The 13,902-nt window shown below is 65.1% G+C and carries 18 protein-coding genes; 6 read left to right on the plus strand and 12 right to left on the minus strand.

Translation table 11 applies throughout. From position 1 onward, the window contains the following. Positions 1–34: 34 nt before the first annotated feature. Positions 35–1,324: an MFS transporter gene (locus ACX0GZ_RS10250; protein ID WP_458816027.1), complete on the minus strand. Its 1,290-nt coding sequence runs from the start codon at positions 1,322–1,324 to the stop codon at positions 35–37. Positions 1,325–1,629: 305 nt separating this feature from the next. Between ACX0GZ_RS10250 and pgsA the strand changes: the two genes are divergently transcribed. Genes pgsA through ACX0GZ_RS10265 form a run of 3 tightly spaced genes read left to right on the plus strand, consistent with a single transcriptional unit; the run spans position 1,630 to position 2,910 of the window. Then, positions 1,630–2,196 carry a CDP-diacylglycerol--glycerol-3-phosphate 3-phosphatidyltransferase gene (gene pgsA, locus ACX0GZ_RS10255; protein WP_458816029.1) on the plus strand — a complete coding sequence of 189 codons (567 nt, stop codon included), beginning with the start codon at positions 1,630–1,632 and terminating at the stop codon, positions 2,194–2,196. A gap of 7 nt (positions 2,197–2,203) precedes the next feature. Next, a complete protein-coding gene (moaD, locus tag ACX0GZ_RS10260; protein WP_458816031.1) occupies positions 2,204–2,458 on the plus strand; it encodes a molybdopterin converting factor subunit 1 in 255 nt (84 codons plus the stop codon). Beyond that, positions 2,455–2,910 (plus strand): molybdenum cofactor biosynthesis protein MoaE, encoded by a 456-nt coding sequence (locus tag ACX0GZ_RS10265; RefSeq protein ID WP_458816033.1) that lies wholly within the window; start codon positions 2,455–2,457, stop codon positions 2,908–2,910. The genes moaD and ACX0GZ_RS10265 overlap by 4 nt, the downstream gene beginning before the upstream one ends. Before the next feature lie 9 nt (positions 2,911–2,919). Here ACX0GZ_RS10265 and ACX0GZ_RS10270 read toward each other — a convergent pair whose 3' ends face one another. The 4 genes from ACX0GZ_RS10270 to ahpC all read right to left on the minus strand — a co-directional run bounded on the left by ACX0GZ_RS10270 (position 2,920) and on the right by ahpC (position 7,221). After that, the gene (locus ACX0GZ_RS10270) at positions 2,920–3,633 is read right to left on the minus strand and encodes a fasciclin domain-containing protein (protein WP_458816035.1); all 714 of its coding nucleotides are present in this window, start codon (positions 3,631–3,633) and stop codon (positions 2,920–2,922) included. A gap of 109 nt (positions 3,634–3,742) precedes the next feature. Then, positions 3,743–4,654 carry a hydrogen peroxide-inducible genes activator gene (locus tag ACX0GZ_RS10275; protein WP_458816037.1) on the minus strand — a complete coding sequence of 304 codons (912 nt, stop codon included), beginning with the start codon at positions 4,652–4,654 and terminating at the stop codon, positions 3,743–3,745. Positions 4,655–4,826: 172 nt separating this feature from the next. Next, positions 4,827–6,407, minus strand: coding sequence for an alkyl hydroperoxide reductase subunit F (gene ahpF / locus ACX0GZ_RS10280; RefSeq protein ID WP_458816039.1), 1,581 nt, complete (start codon positions 6,405–6,407; stop codon positions 4,827–4,829). A 250-nt stretch (positions 6,408–6,657) separates the two neighbouring features. Next, a complete protein-coding gene (gene ahpC / locus ACX0GZ_RS10285) occupies positions 6,658–7,221 on the minus strand; it encodes an alkyl hydroperoxide reductase subunit C (RefSeq protein ID WP_458816041.1) in 564 nt (187 codons plus the stop codon). A gap of 293 nt (positions 7,222–7,514) precedes the next feature. Here ahpC and ACX0GZ_RS10290 point away from each other — a divergent pair, with 293 nt between their 5' ends. Then, the gene (locus tag ACX0GZ_RS10290; RefSeq protein ID WP_458816043.1) at positions 7,515–8,072 is read left to right on the plus strand and encodes a carboxymuconolactone decarboxylase family protein; all 558 of its coding nucleotides are present in this window, start codon (positions 7,515–7,517) and stop codon (positions 8,070–8,072) included. Here the strand turns inward: ACX0GZ_RS10290 and ACX0GZ_RS10295 are convergent. Next, positions 8,054–8,821 carry a sulfite exporter TauE/SafE family protein gene (locus tag ACX0GZ_RS10295; RefSeq protein WP_458816045.1) on the minus strand — a complete coding sequence of 256 codons (768 nt, stop codon included), beginning with the start codon at positions 8,819–8,821 and terminating at the stop codon, positions 8,054–8,056. The two genes, ACX0GZ_RS10290 and ACX0GZ_RS10295, sit on opposite strands and share 19 nt — an antisense overlap. Positions 8,822–8,985: 164 nt before the next feature. On the opposite strand from ACX0GZ_RS10295, the gene epsC reads away from it, so the two are divergent. Together epsC and ACX0GZ_RS10305 are read left to right on the plus strand one after the other, a co-directional pair. Then, positions 8,986–9,669, plus strand: a complete 684-nt coding sequence (epsC, locus tag ACX0GZ_RS10300; RefSeq protein ID WP_458816047.1) for a serine O-acetyltransferase EpsC — start codon at positions 8,986–8,988, stop codon at positions 9,667–9,669. Next, positions 9,669–10,010: a DUF2794 domain-containing protein gene (locus ACX0GZ_RS10305; protein ID WP_458816049.1), complete on the plus strand. Its 342-nt coding sequence runs from the start codon at positions 9,669–9,671 to the stop codon at positions 10,008–10,010. Before epsC ends, ACX0GZ_RS10305 begins: the two co-directional genes overlap by 1 nt. Before the next feature lie 66 nt (positions 10,011–10,076). Here the strand turns inward: ACX0GZ_RS10305 and ACX0GZ_RS10310 are convergent, their stop codons facing one another. From ACX0GZ_RS10310 to crcB, 6 genes are read right to left on the minus strand one after another with little or no spacing between them, the layout of a single operon-like run. Next, positions 10,077–10,793: an ATP12 family chaperone protein gene (locus ACX0GZ_RS10310; protein WP_458816051.1), complete on the minus strand. Its 717-nt coding sequence runs from the start codon at positions 10,791–10,793 to the stop codon at positions 10,077–10,079. Continuing rightward, the gene (locus ACX0GZ_RS10315; RefSeq protein ID WP_458816053.1) at positions 10,790–11,011 is read right to left on the minus strand and encodes a hypothetical protein; all 222 of its coding nucleotides are present in this window, start codon (positions 11,009–11,011) and stop codon (positions 10,790–10,792) included. The genes ACX0GZ_RS10310 and ACX0GZ_RS10315 overlap by 4 nt, the downstream gene beginning before the upstream one ends. Then, positions 11,008–11,667: an HAD-IA family hydrolase gene (locus tag ACX0GZ_RS10320; RefSeq protein WP_458816055.1), complete on the minus strand. Its 660-nt coding sequence runs from the start codon at positions 11,665–11,667 to the stop codon at positions 11,008–11,010. Before ACX0GZ_RS10320 ends, ACX0GZ_RS10315 begins: the two co-directional genes overlap by 4 nt. After that, the gene (locus ACX0GZ_RS10325; protein ID WP_458816057.1) at positions 11,664–12,263 is read right to left on the minus strand and encodes an FMN-binding negative transcriptional regulator; all 600 of its coding nucleotides are present in this window, start codon (positions 12,261–12,263) and stop codon (positions 11,664–11,666) included. The genes ACX0GZ_RS10320 and ACX0GZ_RS10325 overlap by 4 nt, the downstream gene beginning before the upstream one ends. Next, positions 12,263–13,498 (minus strand): RluA family pseudouridine synthase, encoded by a 1,236-nt coding sequence (locus ACX0GZ_RS10330; protein WP_458816059.1) that lies wholly within the window; start codon positions 13,496–13,498, stop codon positions 12,263–12,265. The genes ACX0GZ_RS10325 and ACX0GZ_RS10330 overlap by 1 nt, the downstream gene beginning before the upstream one ends. Continuing rightward, positions 13,495–13,878, minus strand: coding sequence for a fluoride efflux transporter CrcB (crcB, locus tag ACX0GZ_RS10335; RefSeq protein WP_458816061.1), 384 nt, complete (start codon positions 13,876–13,878; stop codon positions 13,495–13,497). Before crcB ends, ACX0GZ_RS10330 begins: the two co-directional genes overlap by 4 nt. Between the last annotated feature and the right edge of the window lie 24 nt (positions 13,879–13,902).

Genomic DNA, 13,902 nt, shown 5'->3' on the forward strand with positions numbered 1-13,902 from the left:
TGCTTCGCTCGCAATGACGAATCGCCGCCTCGATCTAGTCGCAGGCCAGATGCAGCTTCTGCGCGATCCAGGCCGAGATCAGGCACATGCCCGCCACCAGCAGCAGCAGCGCGGTCGGGCCGACGCCCATCGTGCTGATGATCGTCACAGTCACCGCGCCGATCGTCATCGCGCCTGCATTGACGATGTTGTTGGCCGCGACCGTCCGCGCGGTCTGATCCTTGGTCACCGTCGTCGTCAGGAACGCGTAGAGCGGAACGACGAACATCCCCCCGGTTACCGCGATCGCGAGAAGGGTCACAAGCAACAGCCATGCCTGGGGCTGGGCGACAAAATCGCCGAAACCATAAAGCGTGCCCGGCGCGGCCGGCACCCAGAACCAGGCCTGGGCGGCGAGCGCCACCACCACCGCGCCCATCGCGATCACCGACGCGGGCGAATATTTCGCCGACACTTTTCCCTTGAGCATCTGGTTGATGATCATCGATCCGATCGCCACCCCGACCGAGAAGACGGCGATGGTCAGGCTTGCGACCCGTTCGTCGGCGGTCAGCACATTCTTTACCAGCGGCGGGAAGATCACGATCAGCACCGATCCGATCGTCCAGAAGAAGCTGATTGCGCAGATCGCCAGGAACAGCCGCGGAATGTGCATCGTCGCCGACACGAGCCGCCAGGACGAGGTGACGGGATTGAAATTGACTTTCAGCTTCGGCCCCATCCGCGGTGCCGGGGGGACCATGCGTCCAGTGACCCAGCCGATGGCGGCGACGACCAGCGTCAGGATCGCGGCGGCCTCGACCGGAATCCACCCGGCGACGACGGTGCCGGTCAGGATCGACAGATAGGTCGCAGCCTCGACCATGCCGGTGCCGCCCAGCACCTCGTCATCCTCCAGATGCTGGGGAAGGATCGCGTATTTGATCGGCCCGAAAAAGGTCGAATGGACGCCGAGCAGCAGCACCGAGCCGAGCATGATCGCCAGGCCGATATTGATGTATCCGGCGCGCGCGATGAAGATGCCGGCGGCGCCGAGCGACATGATGAAGAGTTCGGCGGTCTTCACCAGCCGGATGATCCGCGCCTTGTCGAACGTGTCCGCCAATTGTCCCGACAGCGCCGACAGCACGAAGAAGGGAAGCATCGCCAGGCCCGTGGCGATCGCGTTGAAATTCTGTTCGGCCTGGGCGTCGTTGAAAATCTGATAGGTGGCGAACAGCACCACCGCCTGTTTGTACAGATTGTCGTTGAAGGCCCCCAGAAACTGGGTGACGAACAGGGGCGCGAAGCGGCGCTGCCGCAATAGCCCGAACGCATTCTTCATGAAACTCGACTGCCCCGTCCGTGGCGATTGCGCGTGCAATAGCCGAGCGGGGGGAGGGGTGCCAGCCGCTTTGTCGGGGAGCGAGACAAGCCATCGTTTCCGTTCGTTTCGAGCGAAATCGAAAAACATGGGTCAAGTGCCGCCTGCGAGCGTTTCTCGACTTCGAGCCCGAAGCTCGAAGTTTATCCTGAGCGCCTGCCTTGGCAGGCAGTCGAAGGGCCCGAAACAAACGCAGGTGTCGGCGTCGTGACGATGGGATGCCAAAACACTGGCAGCCGCGCCCGCACCGCGATAGAGCGTGGGCCATGCGGTCGCTGCCGAACATTCTGTCCATGTCGCGCATCCTGGCGCTTCCCCTCCTCGTCGGCTTTCTGTGGTGGCCCGAATGGCGGTTCGGATACGGGGTGGCGTTCGTCCTCTACTGCCTGATGGGCATTACCGATTATTTCGACGGCTATCTGGCGCGGGCGCAGGCGACGGTGTCCAAACTGGGCGTGTTCCTCGATCCCATCGCCGACAAGATCATGGTCGCGGCAGTCATATTGATGCTGGTCGGCACGCGGCACGATGTCGCGATCATCACCGGCATCCACATCATCGCGGCGCTCATCATCCTGTTGCGCGAGATCGCGGTGTCGGGGTTGCGCGAATTTCTCGCCGGGCTGCGGGTGTCGCTGCCGGTATCCAAGCTCGCCAAGTGGAAGACAACGCTGCAACTGGTGGCGCTGGGCGCGCTGATCCTGGCGGGGGCGTTGCCCGATATCTGGTGGGTGAAGTCGGTCGGTCTCGCCTCGCTCTGGGGTGCGGCCATCCTGACGCTGATTACCGGCTGGGATTATCTGCGCGTCGGTCTGAAGCACATGGATACGTGATCCGCGCGTGACGACGATTCTCTATTTCGCATGGGTGCGCGAAGCGACCGGCACCGGGGAGGAGCGGGTCGACATCCCGGCGACGATTGCCACCCTGTCCCAACTGATCGACTGGTTGAGCGAGAAAAGCGCGCGTCACGCAGCCGCACTTCGCGATCGCGACCGGCTGCGATTCGCGGTCGACCAGCGCTTCGTGGGCCTGGACCACCCGGTTGCGATGGCCCGCGAAATTGCGGTTTTTCCTCCGGTCACCGGCGGATGATCCGCGCGACCCTGCAGGCCGAACCGGTCGATGCCGGCGCGGTCGTCGCCGAGGCGCAAGCTGACGGCGCCGGCGCAGTCGCGACCTTCAGCGGAATCGTGCGCGGCGATGACGGGGTGACCGCACTCGAACTCGAACATTATCCGGCGATGACCGAAGCCGTGATGCAGGCGCTGGCGGAGGAGGCCGCCGCGCGCTGGTCGCTGCGGTCGGTGCGGGTCGTCCACCGCGTCGGCCGGATGGTGCCGGGCGAGACGGTCGTGCTGGTCGTCACCGTCGCGACGCATCGCCATGCCGCGCTGGAGGCGTGTGCGTTTCTGATCGACCTTCTGAAAAGCGAAACGCCGTTCTGGAAACGCGAATGGCGGGGCGACGCGGGGACGTGGGTGGAACCGCGCCAAAGCGACGACCGGGCGCTCGCGCGGTGGCGCGAACACCCGGCCGAACATTGACCCGAACGCTTATTGCGCCGGGGCGGCGCCCTGATTCAGATTGGGGATCAGCACGCCGTTGACGATGTGCACCACGCCGTTCGACGCGGGCACGTCCGCCTGATCCACGAAACCGACGCTGCCGCCCGACGAGCGGAGCTGGACATTGCCATTGACGATCGTCGCCGTCAGCGGCTGACCGCTGACGGTCGACAGCTGTGCCGTGCCACCACCCGCTTCGATCTGGCTCTGGATCGCTGCGGCGTCGAGGCGACCGGAGACGACGTGGTGGGTGAGCAGGGTAGTCAATTGCTGCTTGGCCGCAGGCTGGAGCAGGGTGTCGATGGTGCCGGCCGGCAGCGTGGAGAACGCCTGGTCGGTGGGTGCGAACACGGTGAAGGGGCCCGCGCCCGACAGCGTATCGGCAAGGCCCGCAGCCTGAACCGCTTTGACCAGCGTGGTCAGGTTGTTGGCCTTGGCCGCGTTCTGGACGATCGTCTGGGTCGCCACCATGGGTGCGCCGCCGACCATCACGCTGGTCGATGCCGATGCACCTGCCGAAGCGGCGGGAGCGGGGGCGGGAGCAGGGGCAGGCGACGGAGCGGGCGTCATGGTCTGGGCGCTGGTCGATGCCGTCGATGCCGACGACATGTCGCCATCCGCCATCGTTTCGGAGCAGGCTGCGAGCGCGGCGGCGCCCGCCATCAGCGACAGGGCAAGCGGCAATTTGGAAATACGAGACATCGATTCTTTCTCCACGATGATTGTCGAAACGGAGTCGCGCGGCTGGGAGGCGCGCGTGCCTTAGTTACGACTCAATCGCGAGATGGTTTCATCGGCGACACGATTAGGATCAATCGCTTATGCGCTGAGTCCCGGCCAAGACGTTTGCGAGCAGCCGGAAATCGCGCTCCCTGGGGCTCGCCTTTCGCCACACCAGCGCGATGCGGCGCTTGGCGTTTTCGGCGTCGAGAGCGCGCGCATCGATGGTCGTATTGTCGAGAATACCGGCGTCGATCGCCATTTCGGGCAGCATCGTCACGCCCAGCCCGTTATCGACCATCTGAACGATGGTGTGAAGCGAGGTGCCCAGCATCGTCGCCTGGCCGCGCAATTCCGGATGGTTGCACGCCGACAGCGCATGATCCTTCAGGCAATGGCCATCCTCGAGCAGCAGCAGCCGTGCCTCGTCGATATCGTCGGCGACGACCGGACCGGAGCCGCGTTTCGCTTCGTCCTCGGGAAAGGCGACGAACAGCCGGTCCTCGAACAGCGTCTCGATCTCGACATCGCCGCACGCATAGGGAAGCGCGAGCAGCACGCAGTCGGCACGGCCATGATGGAGCGCTTCGCAGGCGGCGGCACTGGGTTCTTCGCGCAGGAACAGCTTGAGTTCGGGATAGTCCTTGCGCAGGCGCGGCAGGATGCGCGGAAGCATGAACGGGGCGATCGTCGGGATGACGCTCATCCGCATTTCGCCCGACAGCGGACGTCCGGCGGCGCGTGCCATGTCGCCCAGTTCGTCGGCTTCGCGCAGCACCTTGCGCGCCTTGCCGACGATCGATTCGCCGAGCGGCGTGAAGCGCACGACGCGGCGGGTGCGTTCGACCAAAGTGACGCCGATCAGCGTTTCGAGTTCGCGGATGCCGGCAGAAAGCGTCGACTGGGTGACATAGCAACTCTCCGCCGCGCGCCCGAAATGGCCCGCATCGCGCAGCGCCACCAGATACTGCAACTGCTTGAGCGTGGGCAGATAGGTGGTCACCGGTGATCGTCTCCGTCGATTGAGAAACGGGAGATAATCACTTTTGGCGATCAGGCTAGGGGGACGGTCAAAATCTCGTCATTGCGAGCGCAGCGAAGCAATCCAGCGGTACGCGCGCCGCTGCTGGATTGCTTCGCTGCGCTCGCAATGACGGCGTATTACCGCGATGCGCTTACGCCGCTTCGCTCAGTTGCTCGGCGGGCAGGCGGATCAGATAATCGAACGCCGACAAGGCCGCGGTCGAACCCGCGCCCATCGCGATCACGATCTGTTTGTACGGCACCGTCGTCGCATCGCCTGCTGCAAAGATGCCGGGCTGCGAGGTTTCGCCGCGATGGTCGATCTCGATCTCGCCATGCGGGGTCAGCGCGACCGCGCCCTTCAACCATTCGGTGTTGGGCACCAGCCCGATCTGGACGAAGATGCCTTCGAGCGCGACTTCGTGAACATCGCCCGAATTGCGATCCTTGTACGTCAGCCCGACGACCCGCTCGCCATTGCCCCGCACTTCGGTCGTCATCGCCGAGGTGATGACGGAGACGTTCGGCAGGCTGGCGAGCTTGCGCTGAAGCACGGCGTCGGCGCGCAGATCGGCGGCATATTCGATCAGCGTGACGTGCGCGACGAGGCCCGCCAGATCGATCGCGGCCTCGACGCCGGAATTGCCGCCGCCGATGACCGCGACGCGCTTGCCCCTGAACAGCGGCCCGTCGCAATGTGGGCAATAGGCGACACCCTTGTTGCGATACTCGTCTTCGCCCGGCACGTTCATCTGACGCCAGCGCGCGCCGGTGGACAGGATGACGGTGCGCGCCCTGAGCGACGCGCCGTTCTTCAGCCGGACCTCGTGCAGCCCGCCTTCGCCGCGCGCGGGGATCAGCGCCTCGGCGGTCTGGAGGTTCATGATGTCCACGTCATAGTCGCGGACATGGCCCTCCAGCGCGGCGACGAGCTTCGGTCCTTCGGTATGGTTGACCGAGATGAAATTCTCGATCGCCAACGTGTCGAGCACCTGCCCGCCGAAGCGTTCGGCGGCGATTCCGGTGCGGATGCCCTTGCGCGCCGCATAGATTGCGGCCGACGCGCCGGCAGGGCCGCCGCCGATCACCAGCACGTCGAACGCGTCCTTGTCGGCGATCGCCTTTGCGGCCTTGGCCTCCGCGCCGGTGTCGATCCGGGCGACGATCTGTTCGAGTTCCATGCGGCCCTGACCGAAATTCTCGCCGTTCAGGAACACGGTGGGGACCGCCATGATCTTGCGGCCCTCAACCTCGTCCTTGAACAGGCCGCCGTCGATCGCGACGTGGGTGACGCGCGGGTTGAGCACCGCCATCAGGTTCAGCGCCTGCACCACGTCGGGGCAGTTCTGGCACGACAGCGAGAAATAGGTTTCGAACGCGAAATCGCCGTCGAGATCGCGGATCTGCTCGATCAGTGCGGGCGCAGCTTTTGACGGGTGCCCACCGACTTGGAGCAATGCGAGCACCAGCGACGTGAATTCATGGCCGAGCGGAATGCCGGCGAAACGCACCGCGATCTGCGGGTCGCTGGCGCGGGCGATCAGGAAGCTGGGGCGTCGGGCATCATCGCCCTGCACGACCGTGATTTGGTCGGACAGCGCCGCGATTTCGCCCAGGAGTTCACCCAGCTCGCGCGACTTCGCATCGTCGCCCAGCGAGGCGACGAGTTCGATGGGCTCGCGGATGTTCGCGAGATAGCCCTTCAATTGCTGCGTCAGATTGGCGTCGAGCATGGAGTATTCTCCTGAGTGAATGATGGCGGGTTTTGCTGCCCATCCGTTCGTTTCGAGCGAAGTCGAGAAACGCTGGCTTTGCGCCTCTTTCACGTTTCTCGACTTCGCTCGAAACAAACGGGAGGGGGCGTTGATACTGAGACGTTGAAAAGGTGCGATCCGGACGCAGACTAGAGGGAGGGGACGCCCGCGCCCGGATCGCTGTCAGGCCGCGCGCTGCATCTAAGGAAGCGCGCGCGGCCCTAACAGTTTAGATCTTGCCGACGAGGTCGAGCGAAGGCGCGAGCGTTTCTTCGCCTTCTTCCCACTTTGCGGGGCAGACTTCGCCCGGATGCGCCGCGATATATTGCGCCGCCTTTACCTTGCGAAGCAGTTCGGTGGCGTTGCGACCCACGCCTTCCGAGGTGATTTCCATGATCTGGATCACGCCTTCGGGGTCGATCACGAAGGTTGCACGGTCCGCCAGGCCCTGGCCCGCGCGCAGTACGTCGAAATTGTTCGAAATTACGTGGTTCTGGTCGCCGAGCATGTAATAGTTGATCTTGCCGATCGCGGGCGAGGTGTCGTGCCATGCCTTGTGGCTGAAATGCGTGTCGGTCGAGACCGAGAACACTTCGACGCCCATCTTCTGCAGGGTCGGGTACACGTCGGCCAGGTCTTCGAGTTCGGTCGGACAGACAAAGGTGAAATCGGCCGGATAGAAGAAGAATACGGCCCATTTGCCCGTCACGTCGCGGTCGGTGACCTCGACGAACTTGCCCTGCTTGTACGCCTGGGTCGTGAAGGGTTTCAGCGTGTCGCCAATCTTGGCCATGTTATGCTCCTTTGGGGATGAACGTTCATTGTGCTGCGCGGCATATAGGGGTGCGATGCAGCAGAATGAAACGGGAAGGGTGATAGTCAGTGATCGCAAAATTCACTCAATAATGTGCTGCGGCCTCTGGATTCGCTGATCAATCACGCGAGCGAAATGAGCATCGATTGCACCCGATGCACGACGAAATGTAATTATTGCAACGCAGCAAGTCGGCGACTTGATCGGAATCGTCAAAACAGGGCATCCTGACACTCGAAAGCGTGAACCCACGCGATAAGGAGAGGACTGCCGTGTCACTCAGCGATTTTGCATCGGCGCTGCCCGATTTCGCACGCGATATCCGCGTCAATATCGACCTATTGCTTGGCGAGGAGGTGCTCGACGACCAGCGCAAATACGGCACAATGCTGGCCTGCGCGCACGTCACGGGTCACCGCCCGCTGATCCGGGCGACCGAGGACGAGGTTGCCGACAAGCTGACGCCGGAGGCCGCCAATGCCGCGCGATCGGCGGCGTCGGTGATGACGATGAACAACGTCTATTACCGCTTCGTCCATCTGGCGTCGAACAAGGAATATGGCGCGATGCCGGTCAAGCTGCGGATGAACGCGATCGGCTGTCCGGGCATCGACAATGCCGATTTCGAGATGTTCGGGCTGGCCGTCAGCGCGATCAACGGTTGCGGCATGTGCATCGACGCGCATGAGCAGGTGCTGAAACGCGCGCGGGTATCGGCGGGTGAAATCCAGGCGGCGGTGCGGATCGCGGCGGTGTTGCAGGCAGCGGCCGCCGCCGACCGGTCACGCGTCGAAATCCGCGCGTGGGAAGATCAGCCGGTAACCGCCTGAACCAGGGCATAGGCGCTGGTGATGGTCAGCACGATACCGACCATGATCAGCAATCCCTTTGCCGGCACGCGCTTGGCGATGATCGCGCCGAACGGTGCGGCGGCGACGCCGCCGATCAAGAGGCCGATGACCGCCGTCGTGAACGCCTCAATTCCCAGCGACAGCAGGAAGGTGATCGAAATCGCCAGCGTCAGGACGAATTCGGCGCTGTTGACCGTGCCGATCGTCGTGCGGGGTTGCGCGCCCTGCACCAACAGGTTGCTGGTGACGATCGGACCCCATCCGCCGCCGCCTGCGGCATCGAGGAAGCCGCCCGCCAGCCCCAGCGGCTCGACGATGTTGGGTTTGCGGTGGAATTCGGGCGGGAAGCGAAGGCCACGGATCAGCAGATAAACGCCGATCGCAGCCAGATAGGCCATGACGTAGGGACGCGTCACCGCGGCATCGATCGTGCTGAGCAGATAGGCACCCGCCACCCCGCCGATCACGCCGGGAATGGCGATCCGCGCGAACAGGCGCCAGTTGATGTTGCGGTGGATCGCATGGCTGACGCCCGACACACCGGTGGTGAAACATTCGACCAGATGGACGCTGGCCGACGCGGCGGCGGGCGGTACGCCCAGCACGCTGATCAACAAGGTGCTGGTGATGACGCCGAACGCCATCCCCAGTGCGCCGTCGACGATCTGCGCCGCGAACCCGATCGCGATGAAGGGCAGGATTTCGGCCAGGCCGATGCCTTCGAACATGGGACAGCGGCTCCATCGGCGCGTTAACGTCGGCGCACCGTGATCGCAACCGACCGGGCCGACAATCCAATCCCGTATTGGCGTCGCGATAGCGTGGCTTCGCATGGCTGGAAATCACAGGCCCGACGCCCTAAATTGCGCTGCTGACCAAAAGGGGAATGCGGATGCGCGGCATCCTGGCCTATCTCGATTCGATCAAGGCGCGCGATCCCGCGCCGCGATCGCGCGCCGAAATTTTGCTCTATCCCGGCGTCTGGGCGCTGGCGCATCACCGCATCGCGCACCGCCTGTTCCGCGCGCGGTTGTTCTTCCTAGCCCGGCTGGTCAACCACTGGGCGCGCTTCCTGACCGCGATCGACATTCACCCCGGCGCGAAGATCGGGCGCAATTTCTTTATCGACCACGGCTTTACCGTCATCGGCGAGACCGCGGAGATCGGCGACAACGTCACCATCTATCAATGCGTGACGCTGGGCGGGACCAGCCCCGACAACGGCGTTGCGGGCAAGCGGCATCCGACCATTTCGGACGGCGCGATTATCGGATCGGGTGCGCAAGTGCTGGGGCCGATTACCGTCGGGCAGCGGGCGCGGGTCGGTGCGAATGCGGTGGTGACCAAGGATGTGCCGGAGGGCGCGGTGATGGTCGGCATTCCCGCCCGCGCGACGATGGTCGAGGGCGGCGGGTCGTCCGGCCAGTTCGTCCCCTATGGCACGCCGTGCAGCGAGATGTTCGACCCCGCGACGCAAAAGCTGGAGATCATGCGTTGTGAGCTGGAGACGATGCGTAAGCGGGTCGACGATTTGCTGGCCGAACGCGACAGCGAGCAGCGGCGCGATCGGGCCTGATGGGGACGGTCACGCCGTTTCCGCATGTCGGCACGAAGTCCAGCCAGGTCGGGTTCGAACGCATCGAACTCACCCGCATTCTCGATCTCTATGGCCGGATGGTCGCGGCGGGGCATTGGCGCGATTATGCGATCCTGCTCGACCGCGACGTCGCGGTCTTCGCGGCATTTCGGCGGACGGCGGAGAATCCGGAAGTGCGGATCGAAAAACGGCCTTCGCTACGCAACCGCCAGGGCATGTGGGCGCTGGTCGCCGAAAATGGCGCGATCCTGAAGCGCGGTCACGAATTGGTGCCGGTGCTGGCGTTGGTCGAACGCAGGCTGCTCAAGCTGGTGGATTGAGGGGGCAGGCTGTCGGAATGCCCGTAGTTACCTCGTCATTCCCGCGAAGGCGGGAATGACGTGAATTTATTTGGGAGGCTGGTCGGACTCGCTTCCGCACAGCCCCAGAAACCGCACCGCCGAGTCGTAATCCGCCTGGCGCACTGCGCGAGCCTGGGTCGCGAAGCTATCCTCCCCCCATTGCTCGATCTGCCAGTCTTCGTCGAGATTGGCAGCCTGCCACACCGCGTCTGCATCCAGCGCCCGTTCCGCCAGCGCCAGTGCCAGCACCAGCGAACCGGTGATCGTCACCACCTGGTTGAGCGCGGCAAGTTCGAAGGCATCGCGCGCCGTGATGGCATCCGCCAGTCGGGCAAGCGTCGCTTGGGGCTGATCGCGGTGCATGATCCCGGTCACGATCTCAAAATGCACATCGTAGCGCGCCCGCGCCCAATCGAGCGGTGCGTCCCACAGCCGGTCCTGACGTTCGCGCAGCAGGGCGGGGTGGTCGCTGCGGTAGCAGAGCAGGTCGCTTTCGCCATAGCGGGCAAGGCCAGAGGCGAAGGCTCTGGTGTCGGGGGCAATGCGATCGATCGCGGCGTTGGCGAGGCCGGTGAGCGGCATCGCGCGCGGGTCGATGTCGTCGGCGACGGCGCGCCATTCATCGGCGATCGCATCGGCCATCGCGCGCGAGGGCAGCGCCAGCGGCACGCGACCGGGAGTGCGGACCGGGCGACCATCCAGGCGGATTTCCCAAGCCCCTTGCGCGGGCTCGACCGATACCTCTTTCCAGAACCGTTTCACGGCTGGTCGGGCGTCCGCCATTTATGCGCGAGCGAGCGCGGCAACGTCGCCATGACGGCGAGCGCGGCGACGACGATGCCGACGCCGATGATCTTCTGTTCCAGGCTGATCGCGCGGCCCAGCAGCACGATGCCGAAGATCGCGCCTGCGGTCGGCACGATGCGCGCGAGCACGATCAGGAAATATCGGTTGCGCGCGGTCTGTTCTTCCTCGGTCATGTCCGCTCCAGATAATCGGCGATGCCGCTCGCATGATCCAGCACATGCACCGCGCCCGCCGCGACCAGCTCGTCGGCGCCGTGATAGCCCCAGCTGACCCCCAGCGGATGCGCGTCTGCGGCGACCGCCATCGCCATGTCATAGCTGGTGTCGCCGATCATCACCGTCGTCTCCGGCGCGGCACCTGCCTCGGCCATCGCGGTTTCGATCATCGAGGGGTGCGGCTTCGAAGGATGGCGATCGGCGGTCTGAAGCGTGACGAACCGGTGCCGAAGCCCGTGATGGTCAAGCAGCAGGTGCAGCCCGCGATCGGACTTGCCGGTGGCGATCCCCAGCACCCAGCCGCGGGCATCCAACGCCTCGATCGTCTCGGCGATGCCCTCGTAAAGCGGTTCGGCGGCAAGCCCGCCCGAGCGCCGCATCTCGATGAAGCGGTCGCGGTAGCCCTGGGCGAGATGGACGTGGAAATCAGGCTCCGCATCGGGAATCAGCGTCGCCACCGCCTCGACGAGGCTAAGCCCGACAATGCGGCGGATGGCGGCGCGATCGGGCACGTCGAGCCGGGCATGGGCGAACGCCTCCTCCATCGCGCGACAGATATTGGCCTGGCTGTCGACCAGAGTCCCGTCGCAATCGAACAGTGCAAGACGGTTCATGCGCCGCGCATCCAGCGGGCGATCTCGCGCTCGCCGCGCGCGTCGAGCGCGTCGGCTGCCGCCAGCCGGGCAGCCTGCGATTTGGTCTGTGCGAGCTTGCGGGTGCCGCGCCATGCGGTCACGTCCAGCGCAAAGCCCTGTATCGCGCGCGTCATCGCATCGAAGCGGTCGGCATCCATCTTGGCGCGAGTCCAGACCGGCTTCGGCAACAGGCGCGTCTCGTGCTCGGCCGCGAGCATATCGACCTGCGCGACCAGCGCGTCACGGGGCAGCGCCGACACCCGGCCTTCGAGTTCGACCGCGACATAGTTCCAGGTCGGCACCTGCGCCGGTCCCTCGCCATACCAGTCGGGGCTGACATAGGCGTCGGGACCGTGGACGACGAGCAGCGCCGTCGCACCGTCGAGATGCGGCGCGATGCCGTTGCTGCGCGACAGGTGAAAGGTCACGCGGTCGTCGCCGTCCCAGGTCACGGGGATATGCGCCACGCGCGGCCCGTCGGGGGTCGATGCGAAGAGCGCGCCGAACGCCTTGTCGCGCACGAAGGCGCGCATCGCGTCGCGGTCCTGCCAGTGAAAGGCCGGATGGGGATGCATCAGCCGCGCTTGGTGGGTGACGGGCGTCCGGCGCCCGGTCGCGTTGCGCCCGGTTTTCGCGGGCCGGATTTCGCCGGACCCGGTTTTTTCGACCCCGGTTTGGCCGAACGGGTATTGGGCGCACGCACCGGCGCATCGCCCCCCGCGCGCCCGCGCCGTTCGCCGCGGCGTTCCTTGCGCACCTGCTTGGCGTGCTGGCGCGCCTTCGCCTTTTGCTCTTCGCGGGTGGCGGGGGGCGGATTGTCGTCGGGCTCCAGCGCGTCGCCCAAGGTCTGATCGAAGCCGAGGGTGTGAAGCGATTCGGCGAAATGCGGCGGCAGTTCGGCGGTCACGTCGATCTTGCCGCCATCGGGATGATCGACGCGGATGCGGCGGGCGTGAAGGTGCATCTTGCGGCTGATCCCGCCGGTCAGAAACGCCTCCTGCGCGCCATATTTGCCGTCGCCGACGATCGGATGGCCGATTGCCGCCATATGGACGCGCAGCTGATGCGTGCGCCCGGTATAGGGCATCAGCAACACCCAGGCGGCGCGATTGCCCGCGCGTTCGACGACGCGGTAGCGGGTGCGCGCGGGCAACCCTTCCTTTTCGTCGACATGCATCTTTTCGCCGCCCGTGCCGGGCTGCTTGGCAAGCGGCAGGTCGATGAAGCCGTCGTCGATATTGGGCACGCCGACGACCAGCGCCCAATAGGTCTTGCGCGCGGTACGGCTGGAGAAATTCTTCGCGAAGGTCGCGGCCGCGCGGGCGGTGCGCGCGATCAGCAGCGCGCCGCTGGTATCCTTGTCGAGCCGGTGGACCAGTTTCGGGCGACTGTCGCCGTCAAAGATCAGCGCGTCGAGCAGGCCGTCGACATGCTCGGTCGTCTTGGTCCCTCCCTGCGTCGCCAGGCCGGGCGGCTTGTTGAGCACGATCGCCTGCTTGTCGCGGTGGATGACCAGCCCTTGCGCAAATTCGGTCTGTTCGTCTGAAAGCGGTTCGCGCTGAACCTTGGGCTTGGCGGTCGGCTTTTCGGGTTCGGCGGGAGGAATGCGCAGGGTCTGGCCGACCGCCAGCCGATCGCCCGGATTGGCGCGTGCGCCGTCGATGCGGAGCTGACCCGTGCGCGCCCAGCGCGACACGGTGTTGAAATTGGCGTCGGGCAGATGGCGTTTGAACCAGCGGTCGAGGCGGATACCGTCGTCATCGGCCTCTACGACAAACTGGCGCACGCCGGGCTGTTCCTTGTCGCTCATGCCGTCACCGCGCGCACCAGTTGGAGGCCGCCGATCAGCGCCCCGATCGACCCGATGACCGACGCAAGGATATAGGGGAGGGCGGCAATCCACCCGCCGCGCTCGGCCATCAGCACCGCGTCGAGCGAAAAGGCCGAAAAGGTCGTGAACCCGCCGAGGAGGCCGACGCCGACCAGCAATCGCACCGTTTCCCCCCCAGCGACCAGTCCGCGCGCGAGCAGTCCGGCAAGCACGCCCATCGCCAGGCTACCCAGAATGTTGATCGCGAGCGTTCCCCATGGATAGCCGGGGCCGAAAATCGCCATGCTGGCACGGCCGACCAGATGCCGTGCACCCGCACCGACCGCGCCGCCGGCCATCACCAGAAAAAGACTGTTCATGCCCGTGCGCCTAGCGCGAATCGG

It is taken from the genome of Sphingomonas aestuarii, from assembly GCF_054457155.1.

Excerpts from the sequence above, each read along its gene's own strand:
- ACX0GZ_RS10265 (WP_458816033.1), top strand. The coding sequence starts at position 2,455 with ATGATCCGCGCGACCCTGCAGGCCGAACCGGTCGATGCCGGCGCGGTC.
- ACX0GZ_RS10330 (WP_458816059.1), bottom strand. The coding sequence starts at position 13,498 with ATGAGCGACAAGGAACAGCCCGGCGTGCGCCAGTTTGTCGTAGAGGCC.
- ahpC (WP_458816041.1), bottom strand. The coding sequence starts at position 7,221 with ATGGCCAAGATTGGCGACACGCTGAAACCCTTCACGACCCAGGCGTAC.
- ACX0GZ_RS10305 (WP_458816049.1), top strand. The coding sequence starts at position 9,669 with ATGGGGACGGTCACGCCGTTTCCGCATGTCGGCACGAAGTCCAGCCAG.
- ACX0GZ_RS10270 (WP_458816035.1), bottom strand. The coding sequence starts at position 3,633 with ATGTCTCGTATTTCCAAATTGCCGCTTGCCCTGTCGCTGATGGCGGGC.
- pgsA (WP_458816029.1), top strand. The coding sequence starts at position 1,630 with ATGCGGTCGCTGCCGAACATTCTGTCCATGTCGCGCATCCTGGCGCTT.
- ACX0GZ_RS10325 (WP_458816057.1), bottom strand. The coding sequence starts at position 12,263 with ATGCATCCCCATCCGGCCTTTCACTGGCAGGACCGCGACGCGATGCGC.
- ACX0GZ_RS10295 (WP_458816045.1), bottom strand. The coding sequence starts at position 8,821 with ATGTTCGAAGGCATCGGCCTGGCCGAAATCCTGCCCTTCATCGCGATC.
- ACX0GZ_RS10320 (WP_458816055.1), bottom strand. The coding sequence starts at position 11,667 with ATGAACCGTCTTGCACTGTTCGATTGCGACGGGACTCTGGTCGACAGC.
- crcB (WP_458816061.1), bottom strand. The coding sequence starts at position 13,878 with ATGAACAGTCTTTTTCTGGTGATGGCCGGCGGCGCGGTCGGTGCGGGT.
- ACX0GZ_RS10315 (WP_458816053.1), bottom strand. The coding sequence starts at position 11,011 with ATGACCGAGGAAGAACAGACCGCGCGCAACCGATATTTCCTGATCGTG.
- epsC (WP_458816047.1), top strand. The coding sequence starts at position 8,986 with ATGCGCGGCATCCTGGCCTATCTCGATTCGATCAAGGCGCGCGATCCC.
- ACX0GZ_RS10250 (WP_458816027.1), bottom strand. The coding sequence starts at position 1,324 with ATGAAGAATGCGTTCGGGCTATTGCGGCAGCGCCGCTTCGCGCCCCTG.
- ahpF (WP_458816039.1), bottom strand. The coding sequence starts at position 6,407 with ATGCTCGACGCCAATCTGACGCAGCAATTGAAGGGCTATCTCGCGAAC.